This is a genomic window from Dactylosporangium sp. NPDC000555 (assembly GCF_040300025.1).
Taxonomy (GTDB): domain Bacteria; phylum Actinomycetota; class Actinomycetes; order Mycobacteriales; family Micromonosporaceae; genus Dactylosporangium.
Genome location: NZ_JBEPDB010000004.1, coordinates 133627 through 157449 on the forward strand (window position 1 = coordinate 133627; position 23823 = coordinate 157449).

Genomic DNA, 23823 nt, shown 5'->3' on the forward strand with positions numbered 1-23823 from the left:
GGTTCTCCTACGAGAGGGGGCTTGTCGCGAATTCAGGCGCTGGTGCTCGCCGGCTGTGGTGCCACCGGCTCGGGCGCGGCCGGCCTGCGCAGCAGCGGCAGCAGGAACAGGACGAGGACGGGTACGCCGTAGGCGACCCAGGCGACGGTCTCCAGGACGGACGGCTGGGGCGTGAAGTTGAACATGCCGCGCAGCAGCTCGGAGTACCACGCGGTCGGCGGCAGGACGCCGGTGAGGTCGAAGGCGTGGTTGTTGAGGCCGGGCACGACGTTGGCCTCCTGCAGGTCGTGCACGCCGTACTTGAAGATGCCGGCGGCCACCAGCACGAGCAGGGCGCCGGTCCAGGTGAAGAACTTGGTCAGGTTGATCCGGATGGCGCTGGCGTAGATCAGGTAGCCCAGCACGATCGATGTGGCGAGGCCAAGCGTGATGCCGATCAGCGGCTGGAGCGTCTCGGCGCCCTGCGCCGCGGCGAAGAACAGGATCGCGGTCTCCAGGCCCTCCCGGATGACGGCGAGGAAGGCCATGCCGGCGACCGCGAACGGGCCGACCTGGATCGCGTCCTCCAGCTTGCCGCGCAGCTCCTTGCCCATCTGGCGGGCCATCCGGCGCATCCAGAAGATCATCCAGGTCACGAACGCGACGGCGACGAGCGAGGTGATCGCGTCGAAGAGCTCCTGGTGCGGGCCGGAGAGGAACGCGGTGCCGGCCTGCAGCACCGCGGCGAACCCGATCGCGAGCAGGGAAGCGGCGATGACGCCGGTCCAGACGAACTTGAGCAGATGCCTGCGATCGCTCTTGACCAGGAATGCGACGAGGATGGACACCACAAGGGTGATCTCGAGGCCCTCGCGCAGTCCGATCAGGTAGATGGCGGTCATACCAAGCTCCGCAGGTTAGCTGCACCTTACTTAGGTCAGCTTTACCTTAGACCTCATTGACCACGGCCTCAAGCGCCGGGCGGCCACGTGAGCCTGGTCATGCCCCTGAACGCGAAAGAGCCCCGCCGGTGCGCCCGGCGGGACCCCATTTCGCTGCGCTCAGTAGCGGTAGTGGTCGGCCTTGTAGGGACCCTCGACCGGCACGCCGAGATACTCGGCCTGCTTCTTGCTCAGCTCGGTGAGCTTGACGCCCAGGGCGTCCAGGTGCAGCCGGGCAACCTTCTCGTCGAGGTGCTTCGGCAGCGTGTGGACGCCCACCGGGTACTGATCGGTCTTGGTGAACAGCTCGATCTGGGCGATCGTCTGGTTGGCGAAGCTGTTGGACATCACGAACGACGGGTGACCGGTGGCGTTGCCCAGGTTCAGCAGGCGGCCCTCGGACAGCACGATGATCGAGTGGCCGTCGTCGAACTTCCACTCGTCGACCTGCGGCTTGATGTTGATCCGCGTGACGTCCGAACGGCGGGCCAGGCCGGCCATGTCGATCTCGTTGTCGAAGTGGCCGATGTTGCCGACGATCGCCTGGTGCTTCATCCGGCCCATGTGCTCGGCGGTGATGACGTCGAGGCAGCCGGTCGCGGTGATGAAGATGTCGGCGGACTCGACGACGTCCTCGACCGTGGCCACCTGGTAGCCGTCCATCGCGGCCTGCAGCGCGCAGATCGGGTCGACCTCGGTCACGATGACCCGGGCGCCCTGGCCACGCAGCGACTCGGCGCAGCCCTTGCCCACGTCGCCGTAGCCGAAGACGACCGCGACCTTGCCGCCGATGAGCACGTCGGTGGCGCGGTTGATGCCGTCGATGAGCGAATGGCGGCAGCCGTACTTGTTGTCGAACTTCGACTTGGTGACCGAGTCGTTGACGTTGACCGCCGGGAAGAGCAGTGTGCCGGCCTGCTGCATCTCGTACAGCCGGTGAACGCCGGTGGTGGTCTCCTCCGTCACGCCCTTGATGCCGGCCGCGATACGGGTCCAGCGGCGGTTGTCCTCCCGCAGCGAGCGCTGCAGCACCCCGAGGATGACCGCGTACTCCTCGGAGTCGGCGGTGTCCGGCGACGGGACCGCGCCGGCGCCCTCGAACTCGGCGCCCTTGTGCACCAGCAGGGTGGCGTCGCCGCCGTCGTCGAGGATCATGTTCGGACCCTGGCCGTCGGGCCAGAGCAGCACCTGCTCGGTGCACCACCAGTACTCTTCGAGGGTCTCGCCCTTCCAGGCGTACACCGGGACGCCGGCCGGCTTCTCCTGGGTGCCCTCGGGGCCAACCGCGATCGCGGCGGCGGCGTGGTCCTGGGTCGAGAAGATGTTGCAGCTGGCCCAGCGGACCTGCGCGCCGAGCGCGACGAGCGTCTCGATCAGCACCGCGGTCTGGATCGTCATGTGCAGCGAGCCGGTGATCCGCGCACCCTTCAGCGGCTGCGCGGCGGCGAACTCGCGCCGGATGGCCATGAGGCCCGGCATCTCGTGCTCGGCGAGCTGGATCTCCTTGCGCCCGAACGCGGCGAGGGATAGATCGGCCACTTTGAAGTCACCGTCGGCGACGGTCCGCGGCGGCAGCGTACTGGTCAATGCGATCTCCTGGTCTGCATAGGCGAACGGCAACCCTTCACGGTACGCGGCGGGCGTGCGCCACTCCAACCGCCCCGGCGATGCGTGCGCGTCGCGCGAAAGCCGGCCCGGACAGCACGCGGGGCGGTGAGATCACTCTCACCGCCCCGCGCATTTCCCCCCGGTTTGGTTCCCCCGCATGTGGCTCGGACTAGGTCTCGAACCTTGCGTAGTCAGAACACTACTCTGCGCAACCCAAATGTCAAGCAAATCTCCCGAATACGGACACGGTGAAGGACTGACGAACGAGCTCGATTCACCCTGAGGGGCCGGAGACGGTGCCGGGCCGGCCCGCGGGGTTACCGCGTGCCGGCCCGAGTTGGCCACGCGGCGGTCTACGGCGTGGCGGCCTGGAAGGCCTCGCCCGCGCCGCTGAGCGACAGCTCCTTGCGCCCGGCCCGCGCGAACGCCGCCTGCCCCTGCTTCAGGGTCACCGGGACGGCCCCGTCGTCGACGCGGATCGAGCCCCGCGTGCACAGGACTATGCGCGGGCCGCCACCGGGAAGGCGCACCGCCGGCACGGCCGGGTCGACGACCGCGCGGTGCAGGGTGAAGTCGTCGATCGGGACGGGATAGGCGAACAGGCCCGGGCCGAGGACGTTCGGCCTGGTCACGGGCTCGTTGAGGACCTCGAAGCGCAGCACGCGCAGCAGTTCGTCGACGTCGACGTGCTTCGGGGTCAGGCCGCCGCGCAGAACGTTGTCCGAAGCGGCCATGAGCTCGACGCCGACGCCGCGCAGGTATGCGTGCAGGTTGCCGGCCGGCATCCAGACCGCCTCGGCGGGGCGCAGGCGGATGCGGTTGAGCAGCGTGGCGACGATCACGCCGGAGTCGCCCGGGTACTGCGCGGCGAGTGACACCACGAGGTCGTAGGCCGGCCGCTCGGCCGTGCGGGGGCGGCAGGCCGCCACGACGTCGGCCACGAGCTCGGCGTCCGGGTTGGCGAGCAGCCCCTCGACCGCGTCGCGCAGGGCGACGGCGGCGTCGGGCTGGGACAGCGCGTCCACGACCGGCTTGAGCCGGGCCACGCCCAGTGCGGCCAGGTCGCGCGAGGCCGCGGCCGGGTCGCGGAAGCCGCACAGGGCGTCGAAGTCGGTGAGCGCGACCAGCATCTCCGGCTTGTGCCAGGCGTCGACGTAGGAGGGGTGCCCGGCCGCGTGCGCGGCGCGGGCCTGCTCCAGCGTCGGGTGGGCCTGCAGGGACAGCGGCTTGGCGGCGGCGAGCACCTTGAGCAGGAACGGCAGCCGGGGGCCGAACCGCTCGACGTTCGCCGCGCCGAGCAGCGTCACCGGGTCGGCGGCGATGGCGTCCCCGAGCGAGATGCCGCTCACGGCGAGCCGGGACGGGCTCGCCGGGTGGGCACCCATCCACAGCTCCGCCTCCGGGTCCGCGGTCGGCGCCGACCGGCCCTGCAACGTGGCGATCGCGTTGTGCGACCCCCAGGCGTACTTGCGGATCGGGCTCTCTAGCAGTTCCACGGTCAGTGCGCCTCCGCGCTGGTCGGGGCGGCCGCCGTTTCGGAGCGGCCGACCTTGTTCGCCTGGTAGATGTCCGGCTCCAGATAGATCACGCGGGCGATCGGCACCGCGGCCCGGATGCGGGCCTCGGCGGCGTCGATGCCGCGGGCGACCTCGTCGGCCGTCTCGTTGTGCCGCACCGCGATCTTCGCCGCGACCAGCAGCTCCTCGGGGCCGAGGTGCACAGTGCGCATGTGGATCACGCTCTCGACCTCGGGGCCGTCCACGATCGCCTTCTCGATGGCGTCGACCTGCTCCGGCGTGGCCGACTCGCCGACGAGCAGGCTCTTCATCTCCACCGCGAGGACGGCGGCCACGGCGATCAGCAGCAGGCCGATCGCGGCCGTGCCGATGCCGTCCCAGATGCCGTTACCGGTGATCAGGGTCAGGCCGACACCGAAGAGCGCCAGCACGAGGCCGATCAGGGCGGCGAAGTCCTCCAGCAGGATGACCGGGAGCTCCGGCTGCTTGGCCCGGCGGATGAACTGCACCCAGCCGGCCTTGCCCTTGATCTTGCGGGTCTCGGCGATGGCGGTGCGGAAGGAGAGCCCCTCCATGACGATCGCCGCGACGAGCACCGCGACCGGTACCCACTTCCAGGATGTGATCGGCTCGGGCTCGGCGATCTTGTGCCAGGCCTCGTAGATGGCGAAGACGCCGCCGACGAAGAACAGCACGACGGCGACGACGAACGCGTAGATGTAGCGCTCCCGCCCGTAGCCGAACGGGTGGCGGGCGTTCGCCCGCCTCCCGGCCTGCTTGCCGCCGAGCAGCAGCAGCCCCTGGTTGCCGGAGTCCGCGACCGAGTGGATCGCCTCGGCCAGCATCGACGACGAGCCGGTCAGCGCGAACGCGACGAACTTGGTGACGGCGATGCCGAGGTTGGCGGCCAGCGCCGCCAAGATCGCCTTCGTCCCGCCCTCAGTGCTCACTTCGTCTCCGCCTCGCTACGGCGATGCGAGCACAGCCTGCCTCACGGTGCGAGGCTTCTCCGCTCCGCTCCGGGCCTCTCACGGACTGACCAGCTCCTTCATCTCCGAAACGGCCGGGACGGCCATGGGGTCGAAGCCGTGCGCGAGCCCCAGGTAGATCGAGGCGAAGTCCGGCACGGCCACGAGCGAGGCCAATCGTTCCAGAGGAGATCCACCCTCCGCGGTGATCAGGCTCACCCGCACGCCGCGGCGCTCGGCCAGCTCCTGCACGGCCTCCGCACGGCGCTCCTCGACCGCGACCGGCTCGTCGCCCTCCTCGTCGTCGCCGGTCAGGCCGCCGTCGCGCAGCAGCACCAGGCGCAGCCGGGTGGCCTCGCTCGTCTCCTCCCCGGGGTCGGCGAAGATGTCGCGGTCAGCCTCGGCCAGCCCGCCGTACACCCCGTCAAGGAGGCCGACGCGGCCGCGGCCGGCCTCGCCGAGCGCGCCGACGACCGCGGGGTAGCGGGCGTTGGCGGCCAGCGTGTCACCGAAACGGCGGGCGGCGACGGTGGCCAGGGGCGAGGAGCCCCAGACGATCGGCACCGAGTGGGCGAGGTCGAGCGCGAGGCTCTTGCCGGGGTTGACGAACGACTCGAGCGCCGTGCGGCAGCGCTCAGCGTCGGCGTCGAGCCGGGAGGCCGTCTCGGCGAAGTCGGCCTCGTTGACCTTGATCAGGCCGAGCTGGCGGCCGGCCAGCAGGACGGGCACGGCCAGGCCCCAGAGGCTGGCCCGGGCCGGCGCGCGCCGCGGCACCGGGATGAACGGCGCGCGGAAGCGGTCGGCCAGCGCGTGCAACTGCGTGTCTGGCGCGCCGATCGCGACGAGCCGGGCGCCGCGGCGACCGGCGGCCTCGGCGGCGGCGAGCGCCTCCGGGGAGCGGCCGGACGCCGAGACGGCGATGACGACGTCGGCGGCGCCGACCCAGCCGGGGATGCCGGCGCTGCGGTGCGCGAGGACCGGCACCGGGCAGCGCGGCCCGGCGACGGTCTCGAGGATGTCACCGGTGCGCGCGGCGGTGCCGACCCCGGCGATGACGATCGCGCGCGGGCGGCCCTCGTCGGCCAGCGCGCTCAGATCGGTCTCGGCGGCCAGGGCGGCCGCCTCCCGCACCTGGGCGCCGGCGGACGCGGTCGCGCGCAGCATGCCGCCCGGGTCGTTGCGCTCCAGCGCCTCGGCGTTGTCCAGCAGCGTCAGGTCGACCTCGCGATGCCCGCGGACCCCCGCGGTGCCCTCCAGCGGATTCACTCGGCATCACCCTCGCCACCCACGGCGTCGGCGTCCGGCGCGGGAGCCGCCGCGGCGGAACCCGGCGCCGGTGTGCGCGCCTCGTCGAGCAGAAGCACCGGGATGCCGTCGCGGATCTCGAAGATCCGCCCGCATTCGGTGCAGGTCAGCGTCTGCTCCTCCGCGTCGAGGGCGAGTTCGGCGTGGTGCTCGTCTGGGCAGCGCAGGATCGAAAGCAGGGCTGGGTCCACGGACACGCGTTCCAACTCCTTTTAAGCGGCTGATCGTCAGCGGCGGATGACGGTCAGCATCTCATCGCGCAGGGCGGCCATCCGCTCCGCGGTCGGCGCCTCAACGTTAAGCCGCAGCAGCGGCTCGGTGTTGGACGGGCGGACGTTCGCCCAACTGCCGTCGGGGAAGCTGAGGGTGATGCCATCGAGGCGGTCGACCGGCACGCCGAAGGCCTGCTCGATCTCCGCCATCTTCGCCGGCTGGTCGGTGACGGTCGAGTTGATCTCGCCGGAGGCGGCATACCGCTCGTAGTCCTTCGCCAGGGCCGACAGCGGCGCGGCCTGCCCCCCGAGCAGCGCCAGGGTGTGCAGGGCGGCCAGCATGCCGGTGTCGGCGCCCCAGAAGTCGCGGAAGTAGTAGTGCGCGGAGTGCTCGCCGCCGAACACCGCGCCGGTGCGGGCCATCTCGGCCTTGATGAACGAGTGGCCGACCCGGGTGCGCACGGGCACACCGCCGTGTTCCCGGACGATCTCGGGCACGACGTGCGAGGTGATGAGATTGTGGATGATCGTGGCGCCGGGATCCTTGGCCAGTTCCCGGACCGCGACCATTGCCGTGATCACCGACGGCGACACGGCCTCGCCGTGCTCGTCGACGACGAAGCAGCGGTCGGCGTCGCCGTCGAAGGCGAGCCCGAGGTCGGCGCCGGTCTCGCGGACCTTGGCCTGCAAGTCGACCAGGTTGGCGGGCTCGAGCGGGTTGGCCTCGTGGTTGGGGAACGTGCCGTCGAGCTCGAAGTACAGCGGGATGATCGTCAGCGGCAGGCCCGAGCCGAGCACGGCCGGCACCGTGTAGCCGCCCATGCCGTTGCCGGCGTCGACGACCACGGTCAGCGGCCGGATGTCGGAGAGGTCGACGAGCGTGAGCAGGTGGGTCGCGTAGCGCTCGAGCAGGCTGTGCTGCTCGATGCCACCCTTGAGCTCGGCCTCGGTGACCCGCGGCGCCCCGCTGTCGAGGATCCCCTGCGCGCGCTGACGGATCTCGGCGAGGCCGGTGTCCTGGCCGACGGGCTTGGCGCCCTGCTTGCAGAGCTTGATCCCGTTGTACCGCGCGGGGTTGTGACTCGCCGTGAACATCGCGCCCGGCAGGTCGAGCGCGCCCGAGGCGTAGTAGAGCAGGTCGGTGGAGCCGAGCCCGGCCTCCAGGACGTCGGCGCCCTCCGCTCGCGCCCCGGCGGCGAAGGCGGCGGCCAGCGCCGGGCCCGAGGCCCGCATGTCGTGCGCGGTGACGATCTTCTCGGCGAACTCCCCGCGCGAGCGCAGCGTCTGCACGAACGCCCGCCCGAGTGCCTCCGCCACCGGCTCGTTGAGCTGGTCCGGCACCGTTCCCCGCACGTCGTATGCCTTGACGATCCGGCTCAGATCGATCACAGTCCCGCACCCCTAGTCGTGGTCGCTGTTCCTACTGGGGAGCCTAGTGCGGTTGCGTTCCGTGCACCTGTCAGTCGGGAGTTACTCATGTGAGTTCCAGGAAGGGTCGTGGCACAGGATGAGGCACGGCGCAGACAAGGTGACGGCCCTACAGCTGCAGGCCGGTCAGGACCATCACCCGTTCCTCGGTGTAGTCGGCCATCGCGCTGGCGAGCCCCTCGCGGCCGATCCCGCTGGCCTTCGCCCCGCCGTACGGCATCTGATCGGCCCGGTAGCTCGGCACATCGCCGACGATCACGCCGCCCACGTCGAGCACGCGATGCGCCTCGAACGCGCGGTCGAGCCGCCGGGTGAAGACGCCGGACTGCAGCCCGTACTGCGAGGCGTTGACGGCCGCGAAGCCCTCGGAGTCGGAGCCGACGCGGGCCAGCACCAGCACCGGGCCGAAGACCTCCTCGCTGACGACCTTCGCGTCCGCGGGCACGTCGGCGAGCACAGTCGGCGCGTAGGAGGCGCCGTCCCGGGTGCCGCCGGCGAGCAGCTTGGCCCCGGCCGCGACGGCCTCGCCGACCCACGCCTCGACCCGTTTCGCGGCGTCCTCGCTGATCAGCGGCCCGACATCGGTGGCCTCGTCGTTCGGGTCGCCGGTCCGCTGCGCCTCGACGGCCGCCGTGAGCTTGTCGGCCAGCGCGTCGTAATGCCGGTCGTGGACATACACCCGCTGCACCGCGATGCAGCTCTGCCCGGCTTGGTAGTTGGCGAAGGTGGCGATGCGGCCGGCGGCCCAGTCCAGGTCGTCCCAGTCCTCGCAGACCATCACGGCGGCGTTGCCGCCCAGCTCGAGGGTCACGTGCTTGCGCGGCACGGCGTCGCGGATCCGCCAGCCGACCGGCCCGGAGCCGGTGAACGATACGACCGGCAGGCGCGGGTCGGCGACCAGGGCGGACGCGCGGTCGTTCGGGATCGGCACGATCGACCACATGCCGGCCGGCAGCTCGGTCTCGCCTGAGATCTCCGCCAGGATCTCGCCCAGCAGCAGCGCGCTGAGCGGGGTCGCGGGGGCGGGCTTGAGCACGATCGGCGCGCCGACCGCCAGTGCCGGGGCGACCTTGTGCGCGACCAGGTTGAGCGGGAAGTTGAACGGCGCGATGCCCAGCACCGGCCCCTTGGGCACCCGCTTGACCAGCGCGATCCGGCCGGTGGCGGCCGGGTCGGTGTCGAGCCGCTGCAGGGCGCCGGAGAACCGCCGGGCCTCCTCGGCCGCCCAGCGGAACGTCGACACGGCGCGGGAGACCTCGCCGCGCGCCCACTTCAGCGGCTTGCCGTTCTCCGCGGTGATCAGCCGGGCGACCTCCTCGGCGCGCTCCTTCAGCCGGGCGCTGACGTGGTCGAGCGCGGCCGCCCGGGCGCTCGCGGGCAGGGCGGCGGCCTCGGCGGCGACGGCCGCGGCCGCGGCGACGGCCTCCTCCACCTGCTCCGGGGTGGCGTTCGAGGTGCTGCCGACCGGGCGCCCGTCAAAGGGATGCCGGATCTCGACGACGTCGTCGCTGCTCGCCGGACGCCCGGCGATGTAGAAGGGGGTCACACGGCAATCCTATGCCCGTCCGTGACGCGGAAACAGTTGCTCAATGGGATGTGAACTGCGGATTCGATGGAAGGATGCGGCTACCGGCACTCAAAGGAGTGGACATGACCCATGGCGGGTTTGAACGCTCCGGCAGCGGCAAGGATCTGTGTGATGTCACCGTCAGGGGCGCTTTCCAGCGACATCCACAAGCGCCGCGCGGCCGCCGTCGCGCGCGGTGTCAGCAGCATGATCTCGTCGTACGTCGACCACGCCTCCGGCGGCACGCTGTCCGATGTGGACGGCCGCGAGTGGGTCGACATGGCCGCCGGCATCGCGGTCACCAACGTGGGCAACTCGAACCCGAGGGTCGTGGCGGCGGTGCGGCGGCAGGTCGAGCGGTTCACCCACACCTGCTTCATGATCGCGCCGTACGAGGGCTATGTCGCGGTCTGCGAGCAGCTCAACGCGCTCACGCCGGGCTCGTTCGAGAAGCGCTCGGCCCTGTTCAACTCGGGCGCCGAGGCGGTCGAGAACACGGTGAAGATCGCCCGGCACGCCACCGGCCGGCGGTCGGTCGTCGTGTTCGACCACGCCTACCACGGCCGGACCAACCTCACCATGGCGCTGACGGCCAAGGACATGCCGTACAAGCACGGCTTCGGCCCGTTCGCCGGCGAGATCTACCGGGTGCCGATGTCGTACCCGTTCCGCGACGGCCTCGCCGGGCCCGACGCCGCCGCGCTGGCGATCGGCACGATCGAGAAGCAGGTGGGCGCGGACCAGGTCGCGGCGGTCCTCATCGAGCCCATCCAGGGTGAGGGCGGCTTCGTGGTGCCCGCGCCGGGCTTCCTGCCGTCGCTGGCGGCCTGGGCGAAGGCCAACGGTGCGCTGTTCGTGGCGGACGAGATCCAGACCGGTTTCTGCCGTACCGGCGACTGGTTCGCCTCGACCCACGAGGGCGTCGAACCCGACCTCGTCACCACGGCGAAGGGCATCGCCGGCGGCCTGCCGCTCGCCGCGGTGACCGGCCGCGCGGACGTGATGGACGCCGTGCACGCCGGCGGCCTCGGCGGCACGTACGGCGGCAACCCGGTGGCCTGCGCCGCGGCGCTCGCGTCGATCGAGACCATGCGGGAGCTCGACCTGTGCGCCGCGGCCCGCCGGATCGAGTCGGTGATGCTCCCCCGCCTGCTGGCCCTGCGGGAGCAGCACCGGTTCATCGGCGACGTCCGGGGCCGCGGCGCGATGCTGGCGCTGGAGATCGTAGTGCCGGACACCGCGACGCCCGGCTCGCTGACGGCCGAGCGCGGCTTCGCCCGGGGTGCCCCGCTGGGCGCGACCCCGGATCCGGTGAAGACGGCGGAGATCCAGCGGCGGGCGCACGAGGCCGGGCTGCTGCTGCTCACCTGCGGCACGTACGGCAACGTGATCCGCCTCCTGCCCCCGCTCGTCATGGACGATCCGACGCTGGACCGCGCACTGACGGCCCTGGCGCGGTCCCTCTGAGCCCGTGGGCCGGCCGGTGCGGCCACCTCACACACCGGCCGGCCCACGAAAGCTGGCCCGCCGTCAGCCAGTCGTCAGCTCAAAGGCCGGCAGGATCACCTGCTCCAGTACCGCCAGCGGGGTCCGCCACTGCTCGGGGTCGTCGTAGTTGCCGGCGGTGACGGCGACGACCAGGTCCAGGCCGGGCAGGACGGTCAGGCGCTGGCCGCCGTTGCCCATCCCGCCCAACAGCCGATGACCGGCCAGGGTCTCGATGTACCACTGGTAGCCGTACTGAGCGCCCCACTCGGTCTGCAGGCGCGGCTCGAGCATCGTGCGGATCCAACCGGCGGGGACGATCTCGCGGCCCTCCCACGCCCCCTCCGCGAGCACCAGTTCGCCGATTCTGGCCAGGTCGCGCGGCGCGAGCCGCAGCCCGGACGCGGGCGAGGCGACCCCGTCCGCGCCGCCCGTCCACTCGAAGGCGCCGATCCCCAGCGGCGCGAACAGCGCCTCGCGCGCGTACTGCTGCAGCGGCCGCCCGGTCCCGTCGGCGATCAACCGGCCGAGCAACGCCGTGGCGCCGCCGCAGTACGTCCAGCGGACACCGGGCGGCTCCTGGATCGGCCGCTCCAGCACGAACCGGTACCGGTCCGGCGACAGCTCCATCGCGACCTCGGCGTTGGCCGGGCCGTCGTATGGGACCTCCTCCCGCCACTCCAGGCCGAGCGACATCGTCAGCGCGTGCTCGACGGTGAGCCGGGCCCGCTCGGGGTCGGCCGCCAGGTCGGGGTACTGCGGAAAATGGCGCAGCAGCGGCTCCGCGGGGCCGGGCACCCGGCCGTCGGCGAGCGCTATGCCGTACAGCAGCGCGGTCACGCTCTTGGTGACCGACCGGAGGTCGTGCAGCGTCCCCGGTCCGAACTGGACGACGCCGAGCGACTTGCCCCACAGGGCGTCCTCGCCAGCGCCGTAGTGCTCCAGCACCGTCCGGCCGCCGCGAACCGCCACGACCGCGTGGAGGCCGTCCACCTGCCCGGACCGGATGGCCTCGTCCAGGCGATCACGCAAATCCATCGTCATGAGGCAATGAAGTAGCACACATTTTCCGCACCCCGCAGCCCCTCAGTCGCCGTTGGCCGAGCCTTTTTCGTTACCTGGCCTTCCGGCGCAGGCGCGGCAGCTGTCCGATGAGGACGATCAAAAACGAGATGAGGAACATCGCGGTGCCGATCACGTTGATCTGGGCGGGGATGCCGCGCTGGGAGGCGCCCCAGACGAACATCGGAAACGTGACCGAAGTCCCGGAGTTGAAGTTGGTGACGATGAAGTCGTCGAAGGACAGCGAGAACGACAGCAGTGCCGCGGCCACGATGCCCGGCATCACCAGCGGGAGCGTGACGCGCAGGAATGTCTGCCGCTCGTCGGCGTAGAGATCCATCGCCGCCTCCCGCAGCCGCGGGTCGAGGCCGGCCAGGCGGGCCTTGACCGTGACGACCACGAACGACAGGCAGAACATGATGTGCGCGATGACGACCGTCCAGAAGCCCAGCGGCACCCCGGACGCGACGAACAGCGCCAGCAGCGACGAGCCCATCACGATCTCCGGCGTCGCCATCGGCAGGAAGATCAGTGCGTTGGTGGCGCCGCGGCCGCGGAAGGAGTGCCGGGCCAGCGCGAAGGACATCAGCGTGCCGAGGATCGTCGCCACCACCGTCGCGACCAGGGCGATGGTGACGCTCAGCAGGAAGGCTTCCTGGATGCCGGGCACGCCGAACGGGTGCTTCCAGTTGTCCAGCGTGAACGTGAAGTTGTCCAGCGTGTAGGGCGCGTTGGTCCGGGCTTCGCGCAACGACATGACGGCCACCACGCCGATCGGCACGAAGAGGTACAGCAGCACGATCAGCCCGATCGCCAGGACCCAATGGTCCGCGGCGAACCGGCGCAGGCGGTGGACCATCAGATCACCTCGTCGGTTCCGGCGCGCTTGACGTAGACGAAGACCAGCACGAGCATCGCCGCCATCAGCGTGAACGACAGCGCGGCCGCGGCGGGGTAGTCGCCGACCTTCAGGAACTTCGACTGGATGACATTGCCGATCATGTACTGCCGGCTCGTGCCCAGCAGCTCGGCGTTGATGTAGTCGCCGGCGGCCGGGATGAAGGTGAGCAGCGTGCCGGCCACCACGCCGGGCATGGACAGCGGCAGCACGACGCGGGTGAACCGCGCGACCGGCCGGGCGTAGAGGTCCCCGGCGGCCTCGATCAGCCGCGGGTCGAGCTTCTCCAGGCTGGCGTAGAGCGGCAGGACCATGAAGGGCAGGAAGTTGTACACCAGGCCGGCGATCACCGCCGGGGTGGTGGCCAGCAGCCGGCCGTCGGGCAGCGGCACGTGCAGCGCGTTGAGCACCGACACCACCGTGCCGTTGTCGGACAGGATGACCTTCCAGGCCAGGGTGCGGATCAGGAAGCTCGTGAAGAACGGCGCGATCACGCAGACGAGCAGGATGCTCTTCCACCGGCCGGACTTCAGCGCGATCGCGTAGGCCAGCGGGTAGCCCAGGATCAGCGAGAAGAGTGTGGTCAGCGCGGCGTAGCCGATCGAGCGGCCGAACTGGGGCAGGTAGGCGGAGACGGCGTCCGGGTAGTTGGCGAACTGCCAGGTCATCGCGTAGCCCTCCTCGAGCGACCCGTCCGGGTCGTAGAGGCTGGTCGCGAACAGCTGGACGCACGGCACGGCGAAGAAGAGGACCAGCCACAGGCCGCCGGGGAGCAACAGGAGGTACGGCAGCCAGTTCTTCCGGGGTTTCTCCAGCTCGACCGGGGCCGCGGACCCCGCCCCCACACGCCCCAAAACACTCATGCGGCCACTTCCTGCTGGTCCGCGACCGGGGCGTGCGTCTCGCCGGCCGGGCGGGGCAGCAGGAACGCGTGCTCGGGGCGCCAGTGGACGGTGACCTCGCCGGCCACGGCGAGCGGCGCGGCCACGCCGGAGTTGGGCACGAACACGGTCAGCTCGTCGCCCCACGGCGCGCGCACCAGGTACTGCGTACTCACGCCCAGATACGAGGAATCGGTGACGATGCCGGTCACGCTCTGGTGGCCATCGGGCACGGCCTGGTTCGTGAGGTGCGTCTTCTCCGGCCGCACGCCGAGCCAGACCGTGCCGTCGGTGGCGCGGGCGCGCGCCGCGGGCACGGTGTAACGGCCGCCGTACGCCTCGACGAGGAGGTCGGCGCCGGAGCGGCCGCGCACGTCGCCGGCGAGCAGGTTGGAATGGCCGAGGAAGTTGGCCACGAAGGCGGTGCCGGGGAAGTCGTACATCTCGACCGGCGTGCCGAGCTGCTCGATGCGCCCCGCGTTCATCACCGCGACCGTGTCGGCCATCGTCATGGCCTCCTCCTGGTCGTGGGTGACGTGGACGAACGTGATGCCGACCTCGGTCTGGATCCGCTTGAGCTCGACCTGCATCTGCCGGCGCAGCTTGAGGTCGAGGGCGCCGAGCGGCTCGTCGAGCAGCAGCACCTGCGGCTGGTTGATCAGGGCACGGGCGAGCGCGACGCGCTGCTGCTGGCCGCCGGACAACTGCGACGGCTTGCGCTTGCCGAAGCCGTCCATCTCGACCAGATGGAGCATCCGCTCCACCTGGTCGGCGTACTTCTTGACGCCACGACGGCGCAGGCCGAACGCGACGTTGTCGGCGACGGTGAGGTGCGGAAAGAGCGCGTAGCTCTGGAACACCGTGTTCACCGGGCGCTTGTAGGGGCGCAGCGGCGTCACGTCCCGGTCCCCCAGCAACACCCGGCCGGCCGTCGGCTCTTCGAGGCCGGCGATCATCCGCAGGGTGGTCGTCTTGCCGCACCCGGACGCACCGAGCAGGGCGAAGAACGACCCCCGGGGCACCGTGAGGGTGAGGTCGTCGACCGCCGTGAACGCCCCGAACCGCTTCGTCACGCCGTCCAACCTGAGGTCGGCGCCGCCGGCACTGTGTTGCTCTCCGGTCATCGATCAGGCTCCACGAACCGACTCGAACTTGGCGGCGTACTTCTTGTCCTCTTCCTCGGTGAGCGCCCTGAAGTCGTGCGCCTTCGCCAGCATCGCGGCGTCCGGGAAGATCAGCGGATTGGTGGCCAGCTCCGGGTCGATCTTCCGCATCTCGTCCTGCGCGCCCTCGACCGGGCAGATGTAGTTGACCGAGGCGGCGACCTGGGCGGCAACGGCCGGGTCGTAGTAGTAGTCGATGAGCTGCTCGGCGTTGGCCTTGTGCGTCGCCGGCGCCGGGATCATCATGTTGTCGGACCAGACGATCAGGCCCTCTTCGGGCGTGACGAACTTGACCTGCGAGCCCTCTTCGGCCGCGAGCTGGATGATGTCGCCGGACCACGCGATGCAGGCCGCCAGATCGCCCTTGGCCAGATCTTCCTTGTAGTCGTTCCCGGTGAACTTGCGGATCTGCCCGGAGGCGACGGCCCTCTTGAGCTTCTCCAGCGCCGCGTCGTAGTCGGCGTCGCTCACCGTGGCCGGGTCCTTGCCCATCGACAGCAGCACGAGGCCGACCGTGTCGCGCATCTCCGCGAGGACGGCGACCTTGCCCTTGAGGTCGGGGCGGGTCAGTAGCTCGTCGATCGTGCGGATCTCCTTGGTGACCTTGCCGTTGTACGCGAGGCCGGTGAGGCCGGACTGCCACGGCGCGGCGTGGTTCATGTCCTTGTCCCACGGCCGGTTACGCAGCGCGGAAAGGACGTTCTTGGTGAAGTTGGGGGTCTTGGCGGTGTCGAAGGGCTGTGTCCAGCCCAGGGCGACGACGCGCGAGGCCATCCAGTCGGTCAGGACCATGAGGTCGCGGTCGATGGACTGGCAGCCCTGCAGCTGGTTGCGGACCTTGCCGAAGAACTCGTTGTTGTCGTTGATGTCCTCGGTGTACGTGACCGCGATGTGGGTCTTCGTGGTGAACCCGTCGAGCGACGGGCGCTTCTTGTCGTCCGTCATGTCGATGTACAGGGGCCAGTTGGAGAAGTTGATCTTCTTCTCGGTTGCCGAGACGTCGGTGCCGACACATGCCGCCTTCTCGGACGCCGACCTCTTCGCGGGCTTCGTGCCGCAGGCCGCCAACGCGCCGCCGACCGCGACGGCGGCACCGCCCGCCAGCAGGCCGCGCATGAGGGTCCGGCGCGACAGTCCGGTGGCGCTGAGGACCGCCCGCGCTTCTGGCGAGAGCGGCGGGCGAGGGGGTTTCCGCACGGGGGCTCCTACGAATCTCGGTGCTTGTCGACACTTCCGGGGGACGGTGACCGACGACTGGTTCTGACACTCTGTGTCATCACTCACAAGGGATTCCGTTGTCGCGATCTAGCCGAACAACGAAAAGCGCTATGTGATCAAGCCGAGGTCATGACGGCCACCTCCCGGGAACAGGAGAGTCAGTCTGTCACGGTTCCCCGGGCGGACAGCATCGCTCACGAATCCGCAGATCTCTCGTCTATCTGCCGTGGAATTAGTTGCCAACTGCCGGTGCCTAAGTAAGAATCCACACGTGACCGAGCCCGTCCTTGACGACGTCAACAAGCGCATCATCGAACAGCTGCAGCGCGATGGCCGCATGTCCTACGCCGCTCTCGCCAAGGTCGTCGGCCTCTCCGAGGCCGCCGTCCGCCAGCGTGTGCAGCGGCTGCTGGACACCGGTGTCATGCAGATCGTGGCCGTTACCGATCCCCTCACCCTGGGCTTCGCCCGGCAGGTGATGATCGGGGTCAAGGTGGAGGGGGACATCCGGCCGGTCGCGAAGGCCCTCGCCGCGGTGCCGGAGGTCGACTACGTGGTCATCTGCGCCGGCGGATACGACCTGCTCGTCGAGCTGGTGTGCACCGACGACGAGCACCTCCTCGACCTCATCAACGACACGGTGCGCAGCATCCCCGGCGTGACCGCGACGGAGACCTTCGTCTACCTCAAGCTCGCCAAGCAGACCTATGCGTGGGGGACCCGTTGAGCATCGACCAGCGACCCGACGCCGCCACCCTCGACTCGACGGCGCGCGAGCACCTCTGGATGCACTTCACGCGCCTGTTGGCGTACGCCGAGGCCCCGGTGCCCGTGATCGTGCGCGGCGACGGACCGTACATCTACGACAGCAACGGCCGGCGCTACCTCGACGGCCTGTCCGGGCTGTTCGTCGTGCAGGCCGGGCACGGACGGCAGGAGCTCGCCGACGCGGCCGCCAAGCAGGCCGCCGAGCTCGCCTACTTCCCGCTGTGGTCGTACGCCCACCCGAAGGCGATCGAGCTGGCCGACCTGTAAGGCACGCGAATCCGCCGGCTGCCTGCTGGGTGGGTCAGGATTCGAGGTCGTCCGGGGAGACGCCCAGCAGGTTGGCCACCTGCTCGATGATCACGTCGTGGACCAGGTCGGCCAGGTCGTCGTGGTCGGCGGCGCGGAACTCGAGGGGGCGGCGGTACAGCACGATCCGCGGCGGCACGCCGTGGCGGCCCGGGCGGCCCGGCAGCAGACGGGCCAGCGGCACCTCGCCGTCCTCGAGGACGTCGGAGTCGTAGACGTTGAGGTCGGGCGGGACGTCCTCGACCGCGAACTCCACACCGGCGAGCTCCTGCGAGAACTGCTGCTCGAGCTGCTCGACGGAGTCGAGGACCAGATCGTCGAACATCTCGGCGCGGGTGCGGGACATCGGCAGCGACGCGGGCACGAGCCGGCCGCGCAGACCCCGGCCATGCCGATCACGACCGCGCCGTCCCGGTCCACTGCGTCGTCGGTCTGGGCTCGCCACGATGTCAGCGTAGCGCCAGCACACCCTATAGCCCGAGGGAGCGTGTCGCCGTAGTCACCCCGGCGTGTCGCGACGCTTTCAGGACGGCGCGAGGGCATTGGGGAGATACCGTTCGGCCGTGAGGACCCCACGTCGATGCTCGCGCAACGGTTGCCCCCGACCCCCCGTTGCGACGTTGACGTACGTTTATGCCGAATCGACCGCAGTTGTCGGTCCCCTGGCCGCATTCGCCGAGCCGCACTCCTACGACCTGTGCGAATCGCACGCCCGCGGGCTCACGGCGCCGCGGGGTTGGGACCTGGTACGGCACGAGGGCGAGTACGGCCCGCCCCCGCCGACGAACGACGATCTGGTCGCGCTCGCCGAGGCCGTGCGCGAGGCGGCCCGACCCGCGCCGCGGCGCGAGGAGCCCGACCAGCAGCATCAAGTCGGGCGCCGCGGCCATCTGCGAGTTATTCCCCCCGACGCATAAATATAAATACCCCCGGCGCATTTACCACGAAAAGGGCGCCGACTCCATTCCGGAAGTCGGCGCCCGATTTCAAAATCCGATCTGCTAAGCGGCCCGTCGTTTGAGCTTGCGGCGCTCGCGCTCCGAGAGTCCCCCCCAAATCCCGAAGCGCTCATCGTGCCCCAGCGCGTACTCCAGGCAGTCCGCCCGCACCTCACAGCGCGAGCAGATGCGCTTGGCCTCGCGCGTCGACCCGCCCTTCTCCGGAAAAAATGCCTCCGGGTCAGTCTGTGAACACAGAGCGCGCTCTTGCCACTCCGGAGCGTTACCCAGCAGGTCGGCCACGACTGGTCGGCCGTCCATCAGCGTGCCTCCTTCTTGCGCACCGGCGTCAATGCCGGCGCAACCCCCCACGCGGAAGGCGCATGTCCTACAAGGTGCTGTACCTCGGCGCGGTGTTCCTTATGCCCGCATGGTGGCCACTTGCTTCCAACCTTGCGAACATCCCCCGTGAAATTACACGCGTGTAATGCGTGCGTCGTCAAGCCGAACCTGATAAATAGGCCCACTCGGGCGATCGCTTACAGCCGTGCCGTAGCCATACCGACGCAGCACCGCCGGAGGTAACGGGCGACACGCCGGACGCGCCGGAAGAGTCCTGGCAAGTTTGCTCAACCCGCCCGGGACGCGGCCGAAGTGCGCCGATATGCGGCAAAAGCTAAGATCCGACGCCACGGTCAGCTCATGATCAGCCGCCTGCTCCTGGGCGCGGCCGTCTCCGTGATCATCTTCACCATCGGCATCGCCGGCCTGGGGTGGAAGCCCTACGTGGTGATGTCCGATTCCATGGCACCCTCGATGCACGCGGGCGACCTCATCTTCGTCGATCCCCACGCGCGAACGGTGTCGGTTTATGAGATCGTGACGTACACCGATCGACGCGGCCCGATCACCCACCGCGTCATCTCGCAGGCGTCCGACGGCGCGTTGACCGTCAAGGGCGACGCCAACGCGGGGCCGGATCCGGCCGCGGTCGACCGCGCGAGCGTCGTCGGGCCGGTGCGGCTGATCCTGCCGCGCCTCGGCTGGCCGGTGATGCAGGTGCACACTCACCCGGTCAAGGTGGCGGGCGGGGCGCTGCTGCTGGCCCTGCTGCTCCCGGGGCGCCGGCTGCTGGGCCTGCTCATGCTGGGCGGCCTGGTCGCGGCGGTCGCGATGGTGCCGACGACCGGCGCGACCCTGCTCTCGGCCTGGACCACCGCGCAACCCTAGGCTCGGCTAACCGAACTGCCGGATATGTCCGTCACGGCGTGGCGGACATATCCGGCAGGACGCGCTGTGCCGCCGTCACACGTCCGCTGTCACGTCCGCGTGCACGCGGCCGTAGACGGTGGTCCGGCGGCGCACTGGGCGGCCGGCCGCCTTGCCGATGGCCTCCAGCTCCTCCCTCGTGCGCGCGGAGCCGTGCTCCGAGCCGGCCATGCGGGAGATGGTCTCCTCCATGAGGGTGCCGCCGAGGTCGTTGGCCCCGCCGCGGAGCATCGCCACCGTGCCCTCGTCGCCCAGCTTGACCCACGAGCACTGGATGTTGTCGATCCGGCCGTGCAGCAGGACCCGCGCCATCGCGTGGACCGCGCGATTGTCGCGCCAGGTCGGGCCGGGGCGGGCGATGCCAGCGAGGTAGATGGGCGCGCTGTGGTGCACGAACGGCAGCGCCACGAACTCGGTGAAGCCGCCGGTGCGGTCCTGGATGCCGGCGAGGACGCGGAAGTGGCCGAGCCAGTGGCCGGGGTGGTCGACGTGGCCGTACATCATCGTGGAGCTGGACCGGATGCCGAGCTCGTGCGCGGTGGTGATCACCTCGACCCATGCCGACGTCGGCAGCTTGCCCTTGGTGAGCACCCAGCGCACCTCGTCGTCGAGGATCTCGGCGGCGGTGCCGGGGATCGTGTCCAGGCCCGCCTCCTTGAGCTGGGTCAGCCAGTCGCGGATCGACACGCCGGCCTTCGAGGCGGCGGTCACCACCTCCATCGGGCTGAAGGCGTGCACGTGCATGCCGGGCACCCGGTTCTTGACCGCGCGGACCAGCTCGGCATACGCCCCCACGGGCAGCTTGGGGTCGATGCCGCCCTGCATGCAGACCTCGGTCGCGCCCGCCTGCCACGCCTCCTCGGCTCGGTCGGCGACCTGCTCATAGGAGAGCCGGTACGCGTCGGTGTCACGCTCGCGCTGGGCGAACGCGCAGAAGCGGCAGCCGACGTAGCAGACGTTGGAGAAGTTGATGTTCCGGTTGATCACGTAGGTGATGTCGTCGCCGACCGCCTCGCGGCGCAGGTCGTCGGCGATGCGGACCAGCTCCTCCAGCCCGGGACCGTCCACATTGAACAGCGAGAGGGCGGCCGCCTCGTGCTCGGGCAGCAGCAGCCGCGCCGGGTCGCTCGCGGCCAGCGACAGTCCGGTGTGGACGTCGCCGTCCAGGCGCTGCGGCACGGCCCGCGGGATGCGCGTGGCCACCTCGTTCCAGTCGCCGTACACCGTGTCGAAGTCGCCCCGCCGGTCCGCGCTGCGACCCTCCGAGTCGATCGCGGCGAACAGGTCGGTGCGACCGCTGTCCTCGTGCCCGCCGTCCGGCTCCTGCCAGGGCAGACCCGCCGGGAGGGCGCCCTCGTCGGCGAGGCCGGTGTCGCGCTCCATCAAGGCCTCGACGTGCGCGATCAGCCGGGCGTCGAGCCAGGGCACGCCGCGGCGGGCGTACTCGGGGTAGATGGTCAGGCGCTCCCGCAGTACGAAACCGGCGGCCTTTGTCCTTTCCGCGAGCTCGTCGAGGGCGGGCCAGGGCCGTTCGGGGTTCACGTGGTCCGGCGTCACCGGCGACACGCCGCCCCAGTCGTCGATGCCGGCCCGGATGAGCAGCGTGTATTCGGAGTCGATGAGGTTGGGTGGGGCCTGGATGCGGGCCTTCGGGCCGAGCACCAGCCGGGCTACGGCGATGGTGGCCGCGAGGTCGTGCAGCTCGGCGTCGGGCATCCCGCGCATCGCCGTGTCCGGCTTGGCGCGGAAGTTCTGGACGATGACCTCCTGAATGTGGCCGTACTCCCGCATCGTCCTGCGGATCGCGAACAGCGACTCGGCCCGCTCCTCGATCGTCTCGCCGATGCCGATGAGGATGCCGGTGGTGAACGGCACGCCGACCCGGCCGGCATCGTCGAGCACCCGCAGCCGCACGGCCGGCTCCTTGTCCGGCGAGCCGTAGTGCGGGCCGCCGGGCTCGGACCACAGGCGGGTCGCGGTGGTCTCGAGCATCATGCCCATGCTGGGCGCGACGGGCTTGAGCCGCTGCAGCTCGGCCCAGGACAGCACGCCCGGGTTGAGGTGCGGCAGCAGGCCGGTCTCCTCGAGCACGGCGATGGCGCAGGCGCGCAGGTAGGACAGGGTCGAGTCGTAGCCGCGCTCGTCCAGCCAGCGCTTCGCCTGGGGCCAGCGCTCCTCGGGCCGGTCGCCGAGGGTGAACAGCGCCTCCTTGCACCCCTGCCGAGCCCCCTCGCGGGCGATCTCGAGCACCTCGTCGATCTCGAGGTACTCGCTGGGCAGGCGGTGCGGGACGGTCGCGAACGTGCAGTAGTGACAGCGATCCCGGCACAGCCGGGTCAGCGGGATGAAGACCTTCTTCGAGAAGGTGATGACGCCCGGGCGACCGGCGTCGGCGAGCCCCGCGTCGCGGACCGCGCCCGCGGTCGCCAGCAGGTCGTCGAGGGCCGATCCCCGAGCGGTCAGGAGCACGGCCGCCTCGGTCGCGTCGAGCGACCGGCCGTCGGCCGCCCGGCGTAGCGCCCGGCGCATGGCGTTGCCTTCGGTACCTCTGCCTTCAGACGTCACGCATTGCAGCGTAGGCCGCAGTCGGGCGGATCCACGTGCGCGCGGCGTGTGACATGTTGCCCGTGGCCGCGGGCGCGCCGCGGCCACGGGCAGGCGTCACCGGCTCAGTTGCTCGGCGGAATCGCCTGAGTGCGCTGCGTTTGGTCGTCGTCGTCGGCCTTGGCAGCGGGCCGCAGCACCGTCGTGGCGTCCGGGTCGGCCGGGGACAGCACCGCGGTGCCCTCCTCGTCCGACTGGACCGGCGACAGCACCGCCGTGCCCTCCTCCTCCGGCTGGGCCGGCTGGGCCGGGGCCAGGCCGGCGGTCGCGTCCTGCCTGATCTCGGCGGACGGGTGGGTGGAGCTGCCGCCCGGCCAGCCGGCCGCGGCGAAGCCGCCGGGCGGCGTCGACGGCCCGGAGTCCGCGGGGGACGCGGAGACCGGCTCGTCCGAGATCGGGGTCGGGGCGGGCGCCGTGTATGCCGCGAACGGTGAGCTCAGCGGCTGCGCCGACGCGGGCGCCGCGGAGACGGGCCGCGCGTCGGCCGGCGGGGTGGCCGGGGCACCGAAGCTGGGCGCCGTGGCGGCCGGGGCCGTATAGCCGTGGGTCGTGTGGTCAGGGGCTGTATAGCCGGGAACCACATAGCCCGGAGTGGCGTAGCCGCCCGAGGTCGGCGCGGCCGAGGTCGGGGCACCAGAAGCCGGGGCGCCGGTCGGGGCACCAGAAGCCGGGGCGCCGGTCGGGACGCCGGCCGGGGTGGCGTAGGTGGGGGCCGTGAACGCACCGGTCGCGGGGGCCTGCGCCGGGTAGCCGGGCGCCGCGCCGGCGATGACGCCGGGAGTGGCGCCGGTCTGTTGCGCCCAGCCGGTCGTGGCGGGCTGCTGCTGCCCATAGGCCGCGTATCCCTGCGCCGCCGGCTGCGCGCCGGTGACATAGCCGGTCTGCTGGGCGTACTGCTGCTGCGGCGGGTAGCCGTAGCCGGCCGGGTACGGGTAGCCGGGCTGCCCGTACGGCGGCGCGGCCGGCTTCGGCGCGGTGTACCCGCCCAGGTAGACCCGCACGGTGAGGAACAGCCCGAGCCCGATGAGGCCGAGGCCGGCCAGGTGTTCCAGGAGGCTCGAGAACGCGTAGCCGACCGCGACGGTGTCCCGCTGGACGTCGCCGATGAGGCCGGCGAGCAGCAGCACGAGGCCGATGACGGCGGCCACCGCGTATTCCACCAGCGCGCCGATGACGATGAACTTCGCCCGGGCGGTGACCGGCGCGACCTGCGTGGCCAGCACGACGGCGAGGATCGGCAGCAGGATGGTCTCGAAGCTCACAATGGTGCTGAACGAAACCGTCGCGGTGGCGAGGAACGCGTTGAACATGCCGGTGAGCATCCAGATCAGCCCCGCCAGCAGGAAGATCGCGACGGCGCCGATCAGTGCGAAGGCGACGAGCTCGCGGTAGGGCTCCAGCAGCCCGCGGGCCTTCTTGGCGTCCAGCGGCGCGGCCGGCGCGGCCGGCATCGCCTGGTGCTGCTGGGCGGGGCCCGCGACGGCCTGGGGAGCCGGGCCGGCGGCGGGGGTCTGGTACTGGGCCGCGGCCGGGCTCGCGAAGCCCCCGGTGGAGGTCGGATCGGGTGGCTGGGTGCTCACTGGCTCTCCCGAGGTGAAACGGTCCGAGTTGCTGTCCGAGTCGAAGGTCCGTGCAACGGGTCGCCAGCAGCCTAGCCCTTGGAGCGCTTTCCCGCGTGTGCGAGCGCCCCCGCACCCGGCCGTGAC

At 70.8% G+C, this 23823-nt stretch carries 21 protein-coding genes and 1 pseudogene; 5 read left to right on the forward strand and 17 right to left on the reverse strand.

Features of this window, described 5'->3' with window-relative positions; translation table 11 throughout:
• Positions 1 to 32: 32 nt before the first annotated feature.
• The 8 genes from efeU to ABT297_RS05235 all read right to left on the reverse strand — a co-directional run bounded on the left by efeU (position 33) and on the right by ABT297_RS05235 (position 9504).
• On the reverse strand, positions 33 to 881 hold the full coding sequence (gene efeU, locus ABT297_RS05200) for an iron uptake transporter permease EfeU (RefSeq protein ID WP_350544909.1): 849 nt from the start codon (positions 879 to 881) through the stop codon (positions 33 to 35).
• A 159-nt stretch (positions 882 to 1040) separates the two neighbouring features.
• Positions 1041 to 2507 carry an adenosylhomocysteinase gene (gene ahcY, locus ABT297_RS05205; protein ID WP_350544912.1) on the reverse strand — a complete coding sequence of 489 codons (1467 nt, stop codon included), beginning with the start codon at positions 2505 to 2507 and terminating at the stop codon, positions 1041 to 1043.
• 374 nt (positions 2508 to 2881) lie between these two features.
• Positions 2882 to 4024, reverse strand: coding sequence for a mannose-6-phosphate isomerase, class I (gene manA, locus ABT297_RS05210; RefSeq protein WP_350544915.1), 1143 nt, complete (start codon positions 4022 to 4024; stop codon positions 2882 to 2884).
• Between the two features lie 2 nt (positions 4025 to 4026).
• Positions 4027 to 4995, reverse strand: coding sequence for a cation diffusion facilitator family transporter (locus ABT297_RS05215; protein WP_350544918.1), 969 nt, complete (start codon positions 4993 to 4995; stop codon positions 4027 to 4029).
• A 78-nt stretch (positions 4996 to 5073) separates the two neighbouring features.
• Positions 5074 to 6270 (reverse strand): SIS domain-containing protein, encoded by a 1197-nt coding sequence (locus ABT297_RS05220; RefSeq protein ID WP_350544981.1) that lies wholly within the window; start codon positions 6268 to 6270, stop codon positions 5074 to 5076.
• A 5-nt stretch (positions 6271 to 6275) separates the two neighbouring features.
• The gene (locus tag ABT297_RS05225) at positions 6276 to 6515 is read right to left on the reverse strand and encodes a Trm112 family protein (protein WP_350544921.1); all 240 of its coding nucleotides are present in this window, start codon (positions 6513 to 6515) and stop codon (positions 6276 to 6278) included.
• 30 nt (positions 6516 to 6545) lie between these two features.
• Positions 6546 to 7919, reverse strand: coding sequence for a phosphomannomutase/phosphoglucomutase (locus tag ABT297_RS05230; RefSeq protein WP_350544924.1), 1374 nt, complete (start codon positions 7917 to 7919; stop codon positions 6546 to 6548).
• A gap of 148 nt (positions 7920 to 8067) precedes the next feature.
• Positions 8068 to 9504, reverse strand: a complete 1437-nt coding sequence (locus ABT297_RS05235) for an aldehyde dehydrogenase family protein (RefSeq protein WP_350544927.1) — start codon at positions 9502 to 9504, stop codon at positions 8068 to 8070.
• Between the two features lie 153 nt (positions 9505 to 9657).
• Here ABT297_RS05235 and gabT point away from each other — a divergent pair, with 153 nt between their 5' ends.
• Positions 9658 to 10992 (forward strand): 4-aminobutyrate--2-oxoglutarate transaminase, encoded by a 1335-nt coding sequence (gene gabT, locus ABT297_RS05240; protein ID WP_350544930.1) that lies wholly within the window; start codon positions 9658 to 9660, stop codon positions 10990 to 10992.
• Positions 10993 to 11055: 63 nt separating this feature from the next.
• Here gabT and ABT297_RS05245 read toward each other — a convergent pair whose 3' ends face one another.
• From ABT297_RS05245 to ABT297_RS05265, 5 genes are all read right to left on the reverse strand, one after another.
• Positions 11056 to 12054, reverse strand: coding sequence for a serine hydrolase domain-containing protein (locus ABT297_RS05245; RefSeq protein ID WP_350544931.1), 999 nt, complete (start codon positions 12052 to 12054; stop codon positions 11056 to 11058).
• A gap of 70 nt (positions 12055 to 12124) precedes the next feature.
• The gene (locus tag ABT297_RS05250) at positions 12125 to 12931 is read right to left on the reverse strand and encodes an ABC transporter permease (RefSeq protein WP_350544933.1); all 807 of its coding nucleotides are present in this window, start codon (positions 12929 to 12931) and stop codon (positions 12125 to 12127) included.
• Positions 12931 to 13833, reverse strand: coding sequence for an ABC transporter permease (locus tag ABT297_RS05255; RefSeq protein ID WP_350544935.1), 903 nt, complete (start codon positions 13831 to 13833; stop codon positions 12931 to 12933). Before ABT297_RS05255 ends, ABT297_RS05250 begins: the two co-directional genes overlap by 1 nt.
• Complete coding sequence (locus ABT297_RS05260; protein WP_350544936.1) at positions 13830 to 14975, reverse strand: ABC transporter ATP-binding protein; 1146 nt, start codon at positions 14973 to 14975, stop codon at positions 13830 to 13832. Before ABT297_RS05260 ends, ABT297_RS05255 begins: the two co-directional genes overlap by 4 nt.
• A 3-nt stretch (positions 14976 to 14978) precedes the next feature.
• Positions 14979 to 16211 (reverse strand): polyamine ABC transporter substrate-binding protein, encoded by a 1233-nt coding sequence (locus tag ABT297_RS05265; RefSeq protein WP_350544938.1) that lies wholly within the window; start codon positions 16209 to 16211, stop codon positions 14979 to 14981.
• A 292-nt stretch (positions 16212 to 16503) separates the two neighbouring features.
• Between ABT297_RS05265 and ABT297_RS05270 the strand changes: the two genes are divergently transcribed.
• Together ABT297_RS05270 and ABT297_RS05275 are read left to right on the forward strand one after the other, a co-directional pair.
• Entirely contained in the window at positions 16504 to 16959 is a 456-nt protein-coding gene (locus tag ABT297_RS05270; protein WP_350544939.1) for an Lrp/AsnC family transcriptional regulator, read from the forward strand.
• A gap of 59 nt (positions 16960 to 17018) precedes the next feature.
• Positions 17019 to 17261: pseudogene (locus ABT297_RS05275) on the forward strand (aminotransferase class III-fold pyridoxal phosphate-dependent enzyme); the annotation flags it as partial.
• A gap of 40 nt (positions 17262 to 17301) precedes the next feature.
• Here ABT297_RS05275 and ABT297_RS05280 read toward each other — a convergent pair.
• Positions 17302 to 17751 carry a metallopeptidase family protein gene (locus tag ABT297_RS05280; RefSeq protein WP_350544940.1) on the reverse strand — a complete coding sequence of 150 codons (450 nt, stop codon included), beginning with the start codon at positions 17749 to 17751 and terminating at the stop codon, positions 17302 to 17304.
• Between the two features lie 118 nt (positions 17752 to 17869).
• Here ABT297_RS05280 and ABT297_RS05285 point away from each other — a divergent pair, with 118 nt between their 5' ends.
• Positions 17870 to 18223, forward strand: a complete 354-nt coding sequence (locus ABT297_RS05285; protein WP_350544941.1) for a DUF3499 domain-containing protein — start codon at positions 17870 to 17872, stop codon at positions 18221 to 18223.
• Between the two features lie 84 nt (positions 18224 to 18307).
• Here the strand turns inward: ABT297_RS05285 and ABT297_RS05290 are convergent, their stop codons facing one another.
• Complete coding sequence (locus tag ABT297_RS05290) at positions 18308 to 18565, reverse strand: WhiB family transcriptional regulator (RefSeq protein ID WP_033364663.1); 258 nt, start codon at positions 18563 to 18565, stop codon at positions 18308 to 18310.
• Positions 18566 to 18946: 381 nt separating this feature from the next.
• Here ABT297_RS05290 and ABT297_RS05295 point away from each other — a divergent pair, with 381 nt between their 5' ends.
• Positions 18947 to 19474 carry a signal peptidase I gene (locus ABT297_RS05295; RefSeq protein ID WP_350544943.1) on the forward strand — a complete coding sequence of 176 codons (528 nt, stop codon included), beginning with the start codon at positions 18947 to 18949 and terminating at the stop codon, positions 19472 to 19474.
• A 75-nt stretch (positions 19475 to 19549) separates the two neighbouring features.
• On the opposite strand, the gene ABT297_RS05300 is transcribed toward ABT297_RS05295, so the two are convergent.
• Positions 19550 to 22042, reverse strand: coding sequence for a bifunctional FO biosynthesis protein CofGH (locus ABT297_RS05300; RefSeq protein ID WP_502885496.1), 2493 nt, complete (start codon positions 22040 to 22042; stop codon positions 19550 to 19552).
• 140 nt (positions 22043 to 22182) lie between these two features.
• A complete protein-coding gene (locus ABT297_RS05305) occupies positions 22183 to 23697 on the reverse strand; it encodes a hypothetical protein (RefSeq protein ID WP_350544946.1) in 1515 nt (504 codons plus the stop codon).
• Positions 23698 to 23823: the final 126 nt, after the last annotated feature.

Coding starts and splice junctions, on each gene's coding strand:
- efeU (WP_350544909.1), bottom strand. CDS start 881: ATGACCGCCATCTACCTGATCGGACTGCGCGAGGGCCTCGAGATCACC.
- gabT (WP_350544930.1), top strand. CDS start 9,658: ATGTCACCGTCAGGGGCGCTTTCCAGCGACATCCACAAGCGCCGCGCG.
- ABT297_RS05245 (WP_350544931.1), bottom strand. CDS start 12,054: ATGACGATGGATTTGCGTGATCGCCTGGACGAGGCCATCCGGTCCGGG.
- ABT297_RS05250 (WP_350544933.1), bottom strand. CDS start 12,931: ATGGTCCACCGCCTGCGCCGGTTCGCCGCGGACCATTGGGTCCTGGCG.
- ABT297_RS05255 (WP_350544935.1), bottom strand. CDS start 13,833: ATGAGTGTTTTGGGGCGTGTGGGGGCGGGGTCCGCGGCCCCGGTCGAG.
- ABT297_RS05260 (WP_350544936.1), bottom strand. CDS start 14,975: ATGACCGGAGAGCAACACAGTGCCGGCGGCGCCGACCTCAGGTTGGAC.
- ABT297_RS05290 (WP_033364663.1), bottom strand. CDS start 18,565: ATGGACGGCCGACCAGTCGTGGCCGACCTGCTGGGTAACGCTCCGGAG.
- ABT297_RS05295 (WP_350544943.1), top strand. CDS start 18,947: ATGATCAGCCGCCTGCTCCTGGGCGCGGCCGTCTCCGTGATCATCTTC.
- ABT297_RS05300 (WP_502885496.1), bottom strand. CDS start 22,042: ATGCGCCGGGCGCTACGCCGGGCGGCCGACGGCCGGTCGCTCGACGCG.